The 15,253-nt window shown below is 44.4% G+C and carries 11 protein-coding genes and 2 riboswitches; of the genes, 2 read left to right on the top strand and 9 right to left on the bottom strand.

Annotated elements, in window-relative coordinates:
• Positions 1-11: 11 nt before the first annotated feature.
• From FZC40_RS13165 to FZC40_RS13135, 8 genes are all read right to left on the bottom strand, one after another.
• Positions 12-3,104, bottom strand: coding sequence for an EAL domain-containing protein (locus tag FZC40_RS13165; protein WP_148605082.1), 3,093 nt, complete (start codon positions 3,102-3,104; stop codon positions 12-14).
• Between the two features lie 388 nt (positions 3,105-3,492).
• Positions 3,493-3,660 carry a hypothetical protein gene (locus tag FZC40_RS17165; protein ID WP_186843749.1) on the bottom strand — a complete coding sequence of 56 codons (168 nt, stop codon included), beginning with the start codon at positions 3,658-3,660 and terminating at the stop codon, positions 3,493-3,495.
• A 14-nt stretch (positions 3,661-3,674) separates the two neighbouring features.
• The gene (locus tag FZC40_RS13160) at positions 3,675-4,106 is read right to left on the bottom strand and encodes an MOSC domain-containing protein (RefSeq protein WP_148605080.1); all 432 of its coding nucleotides are present in this window, start codon (positions 4,104-4,106) and stop codon (positions 3,675-3,677) included.
• A gap of 174 nt (positions 4,107-4,280) precedes the next feature.
• Complete coding sequence (locus FZC40_RS13155) at positions 4,281-5,312, bottom strand: XdhC family protein (protein ID WP_148605078.1); 1,032 nt, start codon at positions 5,310-5,312, stop codon at positions 4,281-4,283.
• Between the two features lie 42 nt (positions 5,313-5,354).
• The gene (locus tag FZC40_RS13150; protein WP_148605076.1) at positions 5,355-6,380 is read right to left on the bottom strand and encodes a molybdopterin-binding protein; all 1,026 of its coding nucleotides are present in this window, start codon (positions 6,378-6,380) and stop codon (positions 5,355-5,357) included.
• A 399-nt stretch (positions 6,381-6,779) separates the two neighbouring features.
• Positions 6,780-7,190 (bottom strand): GlcG/HbpS family heme-binding protein, encoded by a 411-nt coding sequence (locus FZC40_RS13145; RefSeq protein WP_148605074.1) that lies wholly within the window; start codon positions 7,188-7,190, stop codon positions 6,780-6,782.
• A 360-nt stretch (positions 7,191-7,550) separates the two neighbouring features.
• Positions 7,551-8,936, bottom strand: coding sequence for a PP2C family protein-serine/threonine phosphatase (locus FZC40_RS13140; protein ID WP_148605072.1), 1,386 nt, complete (start codon positions 8,934-8,936; stop codon positions 7,551-7,553).
• A gap of 76 nt (positions 8,937-9,012) precedes the next feature.
• Positions 9,013-9,837 (bottom strand): phosphate ABC transporter substrate-binding protein, encoded by an 825-nt coding sequence (locus tag FZC40_RS13135; RefSeq protein WP_243135815.1) that lies wholly within the window; start codon positions 9,835-9,837, stop codon positions 9,013-9,015.
• A gap of 396 nt (positions 9,838-10,233) precedes the next feature.
• Between FZC40_RS13135 and FZC40_RS13130 the strand changes: the two genes are divergently transcribed.
• Together FZC40_RS13130 and FZC40_RS13125 are read left to right on the top strand one after the other, a co-directional pair.
• Positions 10,234-12,225, top strand: a complete 1,992-nt coding sequence (locus tag FZC40_RS13130; protein WP_148605069.1) for an oxidoreductase — start codon at positions 10,234-10,236, stop codon at positions 12,223-12,225.
• Positions 12,195-12,944, top strand: a complete 750-nt coding sequence (locus tag FZC40_RS13125; protein WP_311135689.1) for a DMT family transporter — start codon at positions 12,195-12,197, stop codon at positions 12,942-12,944. Before FZC40_RS13130 ends, FZC40_RS13125 begins: the two co-directional genes overlap by 31 nt.
• Positions 12,945-12,964: 20 nt before the next feature.
• On the opposite strand, the gene FZC40_RS13120 is transcribed toward FZC40_RS13125, so the two are convergent.
• Positions 12,965-14,641, bottom strand: a complete 1,677-nt coding sequence (locus FZC40_RS13120; RefSeq protein ID WP_148605065.1) for a dynamin family protein — start codon at positions 14,639-14,641, stop codon at positions 12,965-12,967.
• Positions 14,642-14,739: 98 nt separating this feature from the next.
• Positions 14,740-14,810, bottom strand: a riboswitch (Fluoride riboswitch).
• Positions 14,811-15,010: 200 nt separating this feature from the next.
• A riboswitch (Fluoride riboswitch) is annotated at positions 15,011-15,070 on the top strand.
• The last annotated feature ends 183 nt before the right edge of the window (positions 15,071-15,253 follow it).

Raw genomic sequence — 15,253 nt, 5'->3', positions numbered from 1 at the left:
GGATTTTTTTATTACGCCGGTGAAGTTTTATATATATCGCCTTCTATTTCATTTTTTGAAAGCGGTTTATAATAGTAAAACCCCTGGATCGCATCACAGGCTTCGTCTTTTAGAAAGCCCAGTTGAATTTCGGTCTCAACTCCTTCGGCAATGATCTGAAGTCCCAGCATTTTGGCCAAATGGATCATCACTACAATGATGGATTCATCCTTGAGATTCTGACTGATTCCATGAATAAATTCCATATCGATTTTGAGTCGATCTACCGGCAGGTCTTTTAACCGGCCCAGCGATGAAAACTCGGTGCCGAAATCATCGATGCTGATGGTCACTCCGATCGCTTTTAAACGGTGGAGGCATGCGGTCACATCTCCGGACTCCTTCATCGCAATGCTTTCCGTGATTTCCAGCTCCAGATACCGTGGATCAAGGCCTGTTTCCACCAGGCATTTTTTGACAATGGCTTCCAGATTTTCGCTTTTAAACTGTTCCAGCGACAGATTAACGGCCATCTGCACCGGTTTGAAGCCTTTGTCCTGCCATTCCTTATTCTGGGCGCAGGCTGTCATCAGCACCCATTCGCCAATGCTGTTGATGAGACCGGTCTCCTCCGCAATGGGAATAAATACCGCTGGCGGAATGGTTCCCAGCTTTTGATGTTCCCACCGCAGCAAGGCTTCGAAACCGATAATCTCCCTGCTGGCGGCACTGACCTGGGGCTGGTAATGGAGCATCAGTTCGTTTTTTTCCAAGGCCTGATAAAGGCTGTTGGTCAAAGTCACTTTTTCCAGCACATCATTCTTCATTTTCCCTGAACAAAAGACAGCCTGTCCTTTGCCGTTTTTCTTGGCCACATACATGGCCATATCGGCATTTCTCAAGAGGGTTATAACATCCTCCCCATCTTCGGGAAAAACGGCAATCCCGCTGCTGGCATTCATGAAAAATTCTTGTTCATCGGTCATCACCGGTTGCTGAAAAATTCCCATGATTTTCTTAGCGACTTCATCCAGATCTTTTTTCTGGGCGAGTTGGGGCACCATAATCAGAAACTCATCCCCGCCAAACCGGGCCACCGTATCGTATTTTCGCACACAAGCTGACAGACGCTTGCCAATCTTATTCAGCAGATGATCCCCCCAATCGTGGCCAAGGGTATCATTGACTTCCTTAAAGCCATCGAGATCAAGGAAAATCACCCCCAGCAGTTTTCCGCTGCGTTTTGCCAGGGCCAGCGCCTGTTCCAGACGGTCATTAAACAGTACCCGATTGGGCAAATTGGTGAGGGCATCGTAATAAGCCAGATCATTGATTTCCTTTTCGGTTTCGACCTTTGCAATGGCATCCGCCACTATGTTGGTCAGCACTCGCAGCAATTCAAAGTCAAGTATTTTCCATACTTTGTCTTTGCTGATCTGATCAAACCCGATAAATCCGATCACGCTGTCTTTACTATGAATCGGAATACAAATTAGAGACTGAATTTTTGCTTCTTTCAGTATCCTTCTGTCTTCATCGGCCTCAGGAGCCAGCCTATCAATCGATGGTATATAAACAATGGCATTGTCAAGCAGTTGTTTTCTGCTCCAATCCAACACCTGTACCAGGCATTTTTCAGTTTCTTTATCTATGAATTCCATGGCTTCCCTCACCCACTCATGGGTAAAAGCAGCGCTCTGAGAATCATCAGAAAATAGCGCGACAGCCGCTCGATCGGCATTGATGAAGAGCCCGCTTTTTTTTAGTAAATTTTTAACCTTGTCATCAAAATCAAAGCGGGTCATGGTCACAAAATCTGTAGATATTTCTGCGATCAGTTTTTGAAAATCCCGCTGTTTTCTATTTTCCATCAGCCGAGAAACATAAATATTCGTAATCAGGGCCGTGAGGCTGATTCCAATCGCATAGAATAACAACCGCAAAGCATACGTCTCCCCGTTAATGATTAGATTAAAGCTCGGCATTCTTACCCAAAAAAGCACCCCCAGAAGCAAACTGAGAACTGCCGCGAAAAAAAACAGTCGTCTGTCATTCGATATAACGGTGATCATGATGATAAGTATCGGCACCGGCCAGATGATATTACTGAAAGGTCCGTCATAATATGCGAGCATCACAATTGGTAAAATCGCAAGGATCAGCAGAGTCAGGATCAGCTGCTGATATTTAACCTGCTTAATCAGATAGGGAATGACCATCAGTACCACGCTCATCAAGACTAAAACAAAACTGAATAAAATGCCGGTTTCTCTTTCTCTTGAAAGTATAACCTGCAAATAAAAATTAATGATACTTCCTGTTGCCAGGACGATGCCAATATACTGAAAAAGCTTAGCCCGGCTATCAGCATTCAGTATGATGCCTTTGGAGCTTTCATTATTTTGCCAATTGGCAGATATTAATCCATATTTATGAATGATGTGATAAATCGTTCCCATCAGAATCATAATGACCAGTGGAGTAAGATAAGGCAGTTGACAATTTAGAAAATGATTCGCTAAAATATCTGCAAACATTCCCAAAAATAGCGCCACACTGAATGAAATCAACAGATACAATGCTTTCTTCTTGTTGATAAAATTTTTCGTACTGCGAAACCATCGCAGCAGCAAAACAATAGCGGTCAGTGAAAAGCCTAGAGAATAGAGATAAAACAGCGTATTCCAAAAATCATTGGCCGGTTTTATGGCCCAGCCGGCAACTGTATGAATCAGTTGCATCTGGGCATTGGTGGTTTGGCTGTAAAGCATAATAATAATAACATTCAGGACTGCCGGCACATAAAGCACCATTAATAGCAGGGGCTTTTTCTCCTTCCTGCTCCAGTTCGCTCCTGTTAAAACAATGATAAAATGGAGGATAACACAATAGGCAACACCCCACCCCAATACGGCAATTCTTCGCCAGAACAGCGCTTCAGCATAGGTACCTGCCGAATTACCCACAGCAAATGCAAAACTCCACAGCGAAAAGCAAAGACAAAGAGACATAAACAATCGATTGAGCCGAGCCTCTTTATTGAGCGTAAAACTATACGCTCCAATCAGGGCATAGGTGACAAATGAAATGTAAAGGATTATTGAAATCAGGTTTTGCAGTGTCATTTTGTCTCCTCTAAGAAATTCGCTTAAAAAACGAGTAATCTTCCTTCTGAAATCGCGGTCTCTGATTCTCCATAAAAAAAGAACGGAGTACCGCCAGTGAATAAGGCTCGTAATCCGTTCTTTCTGTCAACCAGTTAAAACTTTTTGGCATCTCTTACCATTATAATTTTGTTTTGAAGCCGATTGCTTATAAAAAATTAACTCTAATTTTCAAAGTACGTCTTACTGATGTTTGTTCCGATACACGATCCGATCACTTGAAAAATCCGACTCCATAATGTTTCTTTGTAAACCCGGCAGTCGATCTGAGCGATAATTTTTTTATCTATTGTTAACCCTAAGGCAACAACAATTGTATTATACTATTCTGTCTGGCAGAAATCAATTGCTAATTGTTTTCTGCCGTTAATATTTTTTTACAGTTGATCGATTTTACGAAATTGCCGGTCCTGTCGGCAATCGTTTGCGAACAGCCTGACCAACCTAAAAAGAGGTCGATTTTCATATCAACCCCGATGATCATCTCAAACTTACCCTTAGTTATTATGTGTTGCATCAATAGCATTCTGTTTATTTTATGATGATTTCGTCTCCTGGTCTGATTTCACCATTCTTCAGCACCTTGACAAAGATTCCTTCTCTGGGCATGATGCAATCGCCGACCTGCTGTTTAATGGCACACCCTTTATGGCATTCCTTGCCGATCTGAGTGACTTCAAGCAGAACGCCATTGATCTCCAGCAGGGTTCCAATCGGCAGCGTGAACAGTTCAATCCCTGCGGTGGTTAAATTTTCCGCAAATTTACCAGGATCCAGTCCGGCAACGCCCATTGCTGTCATTTTATCAATACTTTCCTGCCCCAGCAGGCTGATCTGCCGATGCCAGTTTCCGCCGTGGGCATCCCCTTTTATGCCAAAATCGACCAGACATTCTCCGACTTCAACCGGATGTTTGATCACGCCTTTTCGGTCGCTGATATTCACTGCAATTACTTTAGCCATTTTTACTCCTCAATTTTTTCCAAATTTAAATTTTTACCGTTTTTTCTGCCACGGTCAGTTTATCCCACAATTATCAATGTAGAAAGTATACCATAAAATCAGCCGCCGATCATTTGCATTTTTCTTGAGGATGAAAATTTTTCTCCGAAATGATGTCCCATCGGTTTATGCGCTTTACTCAACGACCTCAAGAAATACCTCGATCACACCGCCGCAAACCATGCCTTCTTCTTCGGCTTCCCACCCGGTCATATCCACCACATGCAGTTCCGGAGCGGGTTTCTCGGCCCTTAACATGTCGATGGCCTTCAGTTTAATGGCGGCTTCCGCACAGCCGCCCCCGAGGGTCTCCACGGTTTTTCCGTCCGGGAAGATCAGCATTTTCGATCCGGTTTCTCGGGGGGCCGAGCCTTTGCGGCTGACAATCGTCGCCAGCACAATCTTCTGTTGTACAAGGTTATATTTTTCTATGGCTTTGAGCAGTTCTTTTGAATAACCGCAGCTTTCCTTTTTCTGGTTTTTGACCGCGATGATCTCGGCCATAATGGATACGGCGATTTCCGTGGGGGTTTCCGCCTTGATCTTCAGCCCGATGGGGGTATAGACTTTTTCCAGCTGACCGGCATCCACGCCATTGCCTTCCAGCTGCTCCATGACCTTCTTCACCCGCAGCTTACTTCCGATCATGCCAATGTAGGCATTGGGTTTCTCAATAATGGTTTCCAGACAGACCTGATCGTAACGGTGGCCCCGAGTCACGATGACAAAATAAGTGTTCATGTCCCCGTCGATTTTTGTCAGCCCGTCTTCAAAGGGTTCGCAGATAACCCGGTGGGCCCCGGCGGCCTGGGCGTTTTGGGCGAAGTCGTAGCGGTCTTCGATGACCGTCACATAAAAATCCGCCATCAGAGCGATTTTGATGATCGGGATTGAGATGTGTCCGGCGCCGCAGATCACGAGTTTCTTTTCCGTGCCGACGCGTTCGCAGAATACCTGATTGCCGTCAATGGACTGGCTCCCGTTTTTGGTATCGTTTAAAATAATTTCGCGGTGGCGGCATAAAAAGCCGTTCGGTTCGGTTTCAAAGCGGCAGTCATCTCCGTCAAAAAAGGCCTTTTCGCCGAGATGCTCACCGGCCACGACGGTTGCCACAGAATTCTTATGATTGGGACTGCTGGCCCGGATAATTTCATATAGTTTGTTCATATTTTTTGTCCTTCGCTTTCTGCTGATTCGCTTTCACTTGATTCATGCGCCTTTTCCGAAGCCGCAGTTCGGGAAGGTACAGACATCACAGGAAAGGCAGAGGCCGCCCTGTCCCAAGCGGGTGAAATCGCCGATTCTCAGGCGTTCGTCGGTCATGATCCGGGGCAGGACCAGATCGAAGATGGTTCGTTTGGCATACATCACGCAGCCGGGCAGTCCGATAATGGGGATTTTCCCTTGATAGTAGGCCAACAGAAACATCGCGCCGGGCAGGACTGGGGCCCCATAGGTAATCATTTTGGCGCCGGTATTCTTGATCGCCAGAGGGGTCCGGTCATCGGGATCCACGCTCATGCCACCGGTGCAGATAATCATATCCGCGCCTTTTTTCAGCAGCTGCATGATCGATTCAGTAATCATCTCATGCTCGTCGTTAGACAGGATGTGTCCGACGATCTCGACGTCGAATTCCGCCAGTTTTTCTTCAATCACGGGGGTGAAGGTATCTTCAATCCGTCCGTAATACACTTCACTGCCGGTTGTGACGATGCCGACTTTCTTATGGACGTATTTTCTGATCTCAAAAAGCGGCGCGGCGCCGCATAAGGCTTTGGCCTGATCCATTTTGCTTTCTTCAATCACCAGGGGAATCACCCGGGTACCAGCCAGGACGTCGCCGGCTTTTACCGGAAAATTGCCGTGACGACTGGCGATCATCATCTCGCCCAGGGCATTGACCTGATTAACTTTCTCTTTGTCAATTTTCAGAACCCCGTCGCAGGCCGCGATCAGTTCGATCTTCCCTTCCTTTATTTCGGAAGGTTTCATGTTTTCGCCTTTGCACAGATCATAGAGAATTTTAGCCGCATCGTTTTCATGCAGCATACCTTCTTCCTTTTCCCAGACATAAAGATGTTCCTTCCCCACCGACAGCAGTACCGGGATGTCTTCCGCCCTGACAATATGCCCTTTTGAGAACACCGGTTCTTTTTTCACACCTTTGATAATCTGGGTGATGTCGTGACAAAGCACGCTGCCGACTGCATCGGTTGTTTCAATCTGTTTCATTCTTTTCTCCTGTTTTACCGTATTGTTTTTTTTACAAATTACCTTCGAAATTAGAATCGTTATCCCTTTTTTCTCTATTAAAGCAGCCCATCAATTCTCAGAGATTTGCTGTGCTTTTTTTCTGCAATCATTTAACACCGTGGATTTTCTATCTGAAGCCCGCAAACGCTTATTTGTTATAGCTGTTTCTGTTCATTTAAAGTTAAGAGGCAAAAATGTCACTTTATCTGACATTTTTGCCTCAGTTGTTAGAATAATCCGCTTAGGGATTTTGGCCAACTGACTAAACGGTTCTAAATTTGCATGATGATTTGGACTTGATTAATTTTATCTATGTAAAGTTCCGTTATTTTTTTAATTATTTTCGTATCAGCTGGCCAATTAATAAGTGTTTACAGCTTATTTAAGTGCATCCAGACCAGCCTGAGCCACGCTCATGTCTTCTGCGACACTGCCACCACTGACACCAATGCCAGCGATAATTTTGCCGTTTTCAATAATGGGGAAGCCACCGCCAAAGGCAACCATTCTTCCATTATCACATGAAGTGATGCCAAAGAGTTGACCTGATTCTTTGGCAAGGTCGGTTAAGGTGTCGGTGCTCATTTTAAGTGCAACTGCGGTATAGGCTTTATTCGTCGCAATGCTCATGCTGGCTAATAAAGAATCTTCCATACGGTTATATAATACCATATTTCCATTTGCATCACATATAACGATCACCATTGGCACATCAATTTCGATTGCTTTTACTGCAGCCGCTTCAGCCATTTTTTTTGCCATATCTAATAATTTACCGGTAGTTGTCATTTTGTCCTCCACTTTTTTTAAAAATTTTTTTTCATCTCAATTTATCTCTTGATACTACAACCAAGTCCAACTTATCTGTTTATACCACAATCAAGTCCAAATTAACATGCAAATTTATGTTCGTTTAATCAGCACATCTATTTAAAAAGCAATTTTCATGCCAATAAAAAGAAGACCAGATAATAGGCTTTTTTCATATTATCATTGCTTATGTTCGTTTTTTAAACGTTTTTCGTTATAAAAAGACGTTCATTTATTGAGCATTTGTTCGTTTATTAATCACTTTTTTCAGACTGGAATAAATCAGTTGCCAGTCTTGTTTTTAACCGGAAAGCGTTTCGTTTTTCTTATCAGTGATTGCTATCCTTCACTGATTTTCAAGGCAACCATGGTAATATCATCAAATTGAGGTGCTCCATTAACAAAGTTGTCAATATCTTTTTTTATCATTGACAGCAGGGCATCCGGAGTTAATCCGATACTGTCGTTGAGAACAGACCGCAATCGTTGCTCGCCATATAAATCATTGTTGACATTCGTTGCCTCAGTCACCCCATCGGTATAGAGAACCAGTTCATCACCATTAGTCAGCTGCATTGCTACCTGTTGATACTTAGTATTTTCCATTCCTCCCAGGACAAAGCCGGAATTTAAATTCAAATATTCAAAACTGCCGTTAGCTTTTTTTAGCAGCGGTGGATTATGTCCTGCGTTCACAGAGATAAAATGATGGGTCGAAATTTCCAGCACCCCCATCCAAGCTGTGACAAACATACCCACTTCATTATTTTCGCAAAGCTGGTTATTCACTAAAGCAAAAACTTCTGCCGGGGTCATGCCGGCCTGCATATGATTTTTAATCAATGTTTTAGCAATCACCATAAACAACGCCGCCGGAACACCCTTGCCGGACACATCGGCAATAACCACGGCCAGATGATCGTCATCAATTGAGAAGAAGTCATAGAAATCGCCGCCCACTTCTTTAGCCGGCAGCATCGTCGCATAAATGTCAAATTCTGCTCGGTCAGCGTAGGCCGGAAAGATGCTTGGAAGCATGGAAACCTGGATCTGGGTGGCCACATTTAATTCAGCTGAAATACGTTGTTTTTCTTCATTATCCTGTTCCTGTTTTTTCAGAAGATTTCGGGTGCGGTTCGCCAAAGTGAAACAAATTGGCGACAGCGCCACTAAGGTAAATACCCGCGGCAGATAATAAAATTTTAGTGTTCTGATCAGAATACTCGCAGTGATGATCCGTTCTTGCCCCACGTCCACACTAAGCATCATATTCGAATCCCATAAGCCCACATAAAGTCCGCCAAAAATGGCAATGGTCATAAAAATGACGCTGCCGGCCAATGTCCATCCTGTGAATTTTCGCGAATAATAATGGCAGGAAATCAGCAAAGGACACAGCCACGCCAGTACCGTATGCAACGTCATCATCATGGAAAGAATGGTTATTCCCAGGATCGTGCATGACATAATGAGATATTTTAGGTACCACTTATGGCCGCCAATTACTTTATTCAGCAGTGTCGGCAATAAAAGCAAACCCATACTGATCGGCATCGCGATATTCATCAGTATTTTGGGAATGATGAAAAAATCGATGGCATTTAAGATCCATACCATTCCAACAATAGCGGCAACAAAGATTAAACATTTGGCAGCATATTGATTCGCCTTATCCTCATTTTCGATAAAAATTTCATTATTCATTGCAACATCATTTTTTGTCATGGCCAATTCACCCCAGTCTCTTATTTATACCTATCCAGATAAAATTGATTAAAAAATATTTTGACTGCCGATTTTTTTACAGCACCGTTATGCCACCATTTTTGGTCACAATCTTCTGACCATCTTTGCTCATCAGGAAATCAAGAAAAGCCAGCGTGACATCGTCAACCTTGGTGGCATCATAAACAGCCACGAATGGTCGAGATAGCGCATACGTTTTATTTAGCACGTTATCAACAGTTGCTTTGACGCCATCCACATCAATGGCCTTGACGGTTTTATTAACAAAAGTCAGGGATACATACCCAATGGCATTGGGATTGACGGCAACCGTTGTCTGAACATTGCCATTTCCTTCTTTAATGGTCGCACTGCCTTTTAATTGTTCCGTGAATCCCACTAATTCTTCAGTTGCCGTTCTGGTACCTGAGCCGTCTTCCCGGGATACAACGACAATCGGCGCATCTTTTCCGCCGACTTCACTCCAATTTGTAATTTCCCCGGTATAAATTTCTGCCAATTGTATCTTGGTGAGACCGGATACCGTATTTTCAGGATTGACGATTATTGCAATGCCGTCATAGGCAAATATCATTTCGGTTAAATTCGTTTTTTCTTCGGTCTTTAAATCTCGAGATGAACAACCAAATGAATAGGTGCCCGATATTGCCCCCTTGATTCCGTCTGAAGAACCGGTGCCGCTGTAAGTAAATTTAATATCCGGATTTAATGCCGTATACTCCGATCCGACCGCATCGATGATCTTTTGGACCGATGTTGACCCGCCGCCATTAATTTCTCCCGTTGTTGCCGATTGCGTTGTTCCTGATGAACAGCCTGCCAATACCAGTACCACGGCACCAGCGAGAAGTAAAGCGGTTACCTTTTTCAAACTTTTCAATATTTTTTCTCCTTGAATTCCTAATTTTCGTTTTCGCATCTCTATTTTATCACAAAATATAACCGCGCATCTATATTTCATTTTCTTCTGGCAGTTCATTTATAAATACATTATACAATGATTTGTAAAAAAGACAAGTGTCGGGAAACCGTCGTCATGCCATGCGTTGACCCCCGGTGTCGCCATTGCTTTCTGACTCGGTATTCGATTCGCTGGCCCCCACCTTATCCACATGATATAAGACGGGGGGGCGGTTTTCAATAAAAGAGTATGATTTACAAAGATAACAGCAGGGCTTATACTGAACTGAACTTGATTTATATCGTTTACACAAACCGCTGCGAATGTATTAGTAAATTAGGTTAATTCAACCAGTGTAAAAAAAAGGAAGATACTATGAAAACAAAGTATGAACATGTATTTGAACCGATCCGAATCAGAGGCGTTGCATTCAAGAACCGCCTGGAAGTCGCGCCAATGTCCCCCAACCTCGTGAACCAAGATGGCACCATCTCGCCTGAGTTTGTCAATTTCTGCCGCCCCTTTGCCCGCGGCGGCGCCGGCATCATTACCGTAGGCAATGCCGTCATCGACCCGGAATCCCGGGATGAGCCGCGTCAGCCGGATCTTTCAACCGATGAATGCATCCTCCCCCTCACCCGACTCGTCGAAATGGCCCAGGGATTCGGCGTACAACTCTCGTTGGAAGTTAACCACAGCGGCGTCAGTGTCCCCTATTCAGATGGTAAAAAGATCTATGGGCCTTCCGCCATTATTACCTCCGGTGAGGTAATGGCAGCAGCACAGCAAGGCCGCGAACCGGTGACCACAATTGAAATGAATCATGCAAAAATCAGGGATACCGTTGAAAAATACGCTGCCGCCGCCTTCCGGACAAAAAGAGCGGGCTGTAAAATGTGCATGCTTCATGGTGCCCATGGCAATCTCCTTGGCCAATTTGCCAGCCCCCTGTACAACAAACGGACGGATGAATACGGCGGCTCCATCGAAAACCGAGCCCGTTTTGCCCTTGAGGTCCTTAATGCCGTTCGCGAAAGATGCGGGGAGAATTTCGTGATTGAATACCGTATTTCTGCAGATGAGATCCATCCGAAAGGCATGCATTTTGAAGAAACACTCCAGTTCATTGCCTTGATCCAGGACCAGGTCGACATTCTCCATGTTTCCGCAGGTCTCCACAGCGACTTTGAATACTTCCGAAACTGGTGGCAGAACTACCTGATGGACCGAATGTTCAATGTGCATTACGCCGCCGATATCAAAAAAGCCTTCCCTGAGCTGCTGGTCTGCACCGTCGGCTCGATTATGAATGTTGAAAATGCGGACGCGATCATCGCCGCCGGCCAGGCTGATTTTGCGGCAATGGGCCGTCCCTATCTCGCCGATCCCGAAATGCCGCGGAAATTTGCATTGGGCAACGAAGCGGATCACCGTCCATGCATCCGCTGCCAGCAATGCTGCGCCCGCCTGATCAATCCCGCTGTCCTGATCTGCGCTGTTAATCCTTTCGTGGGCAATGAAACCGAGTTTCCTGATGGCCGGGTAAAACCCGCAATGGTCAGGAAAAAAGTTGCCGTCATCGGTGGCGGACCGGCCGGGATCCAGGCCCTGTTGACACTTTGCGACCGCGGTCATGACGTGACGCTTTATGAGCAAAGCGATCATCTCGGCGGCGTGATCGATTATGCTGCGGCCCCTTCATTCAAACAGGATCTGAAGGACTATCTCGACTACATGGTACGACAGGCAAACAAAGCACCGGGACAAATCCTTTTGAATACCGAGGCGACAAAAGCGTTGCTTGATACGGAAGGTTATGACGCGATCGTCATTGCCGTCGGTGCCGGTCCTATCATTCCGAAAGTTCCCGGGGTCGAGAAACCCCATGTCCACTGGGCCCCGGAAGCTGACAGCGGCAAGGTGTCAGTCGGCAACAAGACCCTAATCATCGGCGCCGGTGCGGTTGGTCTTGAATGTGCGATTGAGCTCGCCCGTGAAGGCCGGGATGTTGCCGTCATCGAGATGGCAGCGGGATTGTCTTCGCTCATGGCATCCAACCATGCGGTCTTTGGCGATATCATGACGGAAATACAAAAGCTGAATATCCCCATCCATTTCAACTCCCGGCTAGAGGAAATCACGGATACCAGCGTCATCTGCACCAACCTGGAAGAACCGGGAAAAATCGAATTTCCGGCGGATACGGTGCTCTTGGCTCTTGGCGTTTCTCCAAACCATACCATCGCCGACTCTTTACGCGGGAGTGCCCCCAATACGGAAGTTTTTGTCGTCGGCGATGCCTACGAAGTGACAACCAGTCTCGCTTCAGCTGTTTCATCCGCTTTCAAAGCGGCTGCATATATTTAATAGGCAAAGACGGATTTTCAGTAAAAGGCGGCCATCCCCGCGATGGCCGCCTTTTATTTTTTTATTTCATCAACAAGCAATTTTATGATAATATTAAATTCTATGAAATGCAGAAGCTGACCTCTGCAACCGCCAGCATTATTATCGCCACGACCCCAATTATGACTGCGGTGGTTGCCTCCATTTTCTTTCGCGAAAAAATAAACCGGCTTGGCTGGTTCACCATCCTACTGGCCTTTGTCGGCGTTTTGATTCTACTGCTGTGGGAAGGTATGTTCTCCGTCAATATCGGCCTGATTTGGACCCTTTGCGTTGCCACTGTTTTCTGCGGTTACAATTTTTTAAACCGCAAGCTTTCCAGCATAGGCTACACCGCTTTGGAAATCGTAACTTACAGCATGTGCTGCGGTGCCATTCTGCTGGCGATTTTCGCACCACAGGGCGTTGTACAGTTAATGACTGCACAACCCAAATACCTGCTGTTAGTTATTTATCTTGGTGCATTTCCCAGTGCAATGGCTTACTTTTTCTGGGGAAAAGCACTTTCCTTGGCCGATAAGACAAACGACGTGACCAATTTTATGTTTGTCACACCACTGCTGTCAACGGTGATGGGCTTTATGCTGTTGAATGAAATTCCCAATATGGGCACTTTCATCGGCGGAATTATTATCATCGCAAACATCATCCTATTTAATTTAAAAGGAAAAGAAGCATAGCGCTGCGACCGCAAAATCTTTCACAATTCATTGATACGTAATCTCAAAGCTTTGCAAATTTGGTTGAGGTCATTCATTTTTTCGTCCAGTTCCAGGCTGGTGTTTTCTTTATCGGCAATCACGCGATTGACGATATCGGCAATTTCTTCTTTCAGCACCGTGGACTCCGTGTCCAATGTCGAATTGAAGGTGCGCACACTCTCACGCAGTTTATATTGATAATTGTAAATCATATTGTTGATGTTGTATTCCACATCGTCCTGCATTTTTTTCACAAAACGGCTAAAAATTTTCTGATTGGCATAAGACCTGGGCAGCAAATAAACAAAATCGTTTATATCCAGCAACAGCGATCCGCTATCGTTATTAACACTTACATAAAAATCTTCCCGTTCGGATAAGCCTTGATTCGTCGTTTTATACTGATACGCAATGCCAAAAAGTTCATCGATGACTTGTTTCAGAAAATCTTTCAAGTCATCGATCTTCTGGCTGAGCAAGTCTGCCGCCTCCTCATATCCCGTTTCAAGGATTAACAAGCCCCGGTCGCTCAGTTCCGTCAGATGGCCGTTTAAATCCATTTTCAGAACATCTTTCAATGCTTCTTCAAACTGCCTCGTTTTTTTGCCACGATTTATTTCATAGACAGTCTTCAGTGTTGCTGTAAGATCATCGCTGATGACTATCGCTTCTGTATGTAACGCCCCTTGAATTCGTTCAAGAACTTCATCAATCTTCTGACTAAGAAAATAAGATGCATTCTTGATGATCCGGTCAAGATTTTCAAGTTTCACAATGAGCAGCGCTTTTTTCGCTTCAAGATTATCAAGCGGCAGATGTAAAGCGATATTGTACAATTCGATGTGCGACAATGCCGATATTAAAACCTCCTTCAGTTTAATCCGAACAGAATCCCTAAGAATCTCATCCACCGATGTCTTAAGATCCTCCTGAATTGTAGAAAATAGCGTATCGATGCCAATGTTTTTTCGGGCACTGATGGGAAAAAGATCAACGCCTTCTCCATCCATGAGGTCACTCAGAATATTACGGCAATAGCCCAGGTAGGCATTTAGATCCGACAACGTGATGGTGTCAATTTTATTAACAGCAAAATAGAATTTCGTGGCATGATTTTTAGCCGCAGCCAGAAATGCTCTTTCAATTTCGTTAATTGGACTGTCCACCGAGATCATGAAAATAATGGCATCGCTCTCGGTCAAAAAAGAATAGGCATCATCGGTGTTGTGCTGATGAATGGAACCGACCCCTGGTGTATCGACAAGCGTAAGACCGTTTTTCAGAAAATCGTGCGGCAGATAAAGATTGACATAAGAGACGCCTTTTTTATTTTCGGGATTGTTCTGTTCGCTGATGAACTCTCCCAATGTATCCAGGGAAACCGTTTCTTCATTACCCGATTTGAATGATACGGTGGCATAACCCCTGCCATACTGGATTTTTGTCACGACCGACGTCACCGGGATGATCCCCACCGGCAAAAGATCTTCCATTAAAATAGCATTGATAAAGGATGTTTTACCCCGCTTGAATTGTCCGATGACTGAAATGATCAGCTCTCGGTTATCCAGCTTTTTCATAAAATTTTGAACGGTTATAATATCGTCTTCACAGATGCCTGAACGTTTTAGCAGTTCAGCCGCTTCTTTGAGGGTATTCTGGATTGTCCTATTCATAAAGTTTCCCTTTCATCCTTCTAATATTGCCTAGGGCACTGTTAAGGCACCACTCATTAGCTTTTTTAGGGCATAAAAAAACTGATGCATCCACAAATTTATTTGCAGAAGTCATCAGCTCATGAGCATTTAGGCATTTGCCACGGTGAACTTCATCACCTTTTTATCCATTGTACTTGATCTGAAGCAGAATATCAATGAGAAAAGCGAACTAATAACCGAGGTTCGATTGATTTTTCCCAAAATATTTAATCAAACGAATGCATATCTTAAATGTAGCTAAATTTATTTTGGTTACATTTTTTTGATTACGATTTCAATTGATTATCCTCTTGACGCATTTCTTCCCCCGTGCTATCCTGAAATCACTTTAAAAAAGGTGATGGAGTTCACCTAAATTGCTGATGAGCTAATGACTCCTGTCGGATTGATTTTTTTAATTCTGCAGGTTTTTTATTGCCTGCTATCTGGGGAAGTCTTTTGCAGTTTTTATCATCGCTCCGCACTGATTCAAAGTCTCTCTGGTGATTCTTTAAAAGCCAGTTCATATATATCCCCCTTCAATTCAGTACAATTTTTGTGACGTTGTACTGAATTTTTTTATTCCATTCT

Origin of the sequence: Acetobacterium tundrae, from assembly GCF_008086615.1 — a bacterium.
GTDB classification, from domain to species: domain Bacteria; phylum Bacillota; class Clostridia; order Eubacteriales; family Eubacteriaceae; genus Acetobacterium; species Acetobacterium tundrae.
Note: the sequence above shows the minus strand (reverse complement) of the source record. Positions and strands in the feature narration are given on the sequence as shown.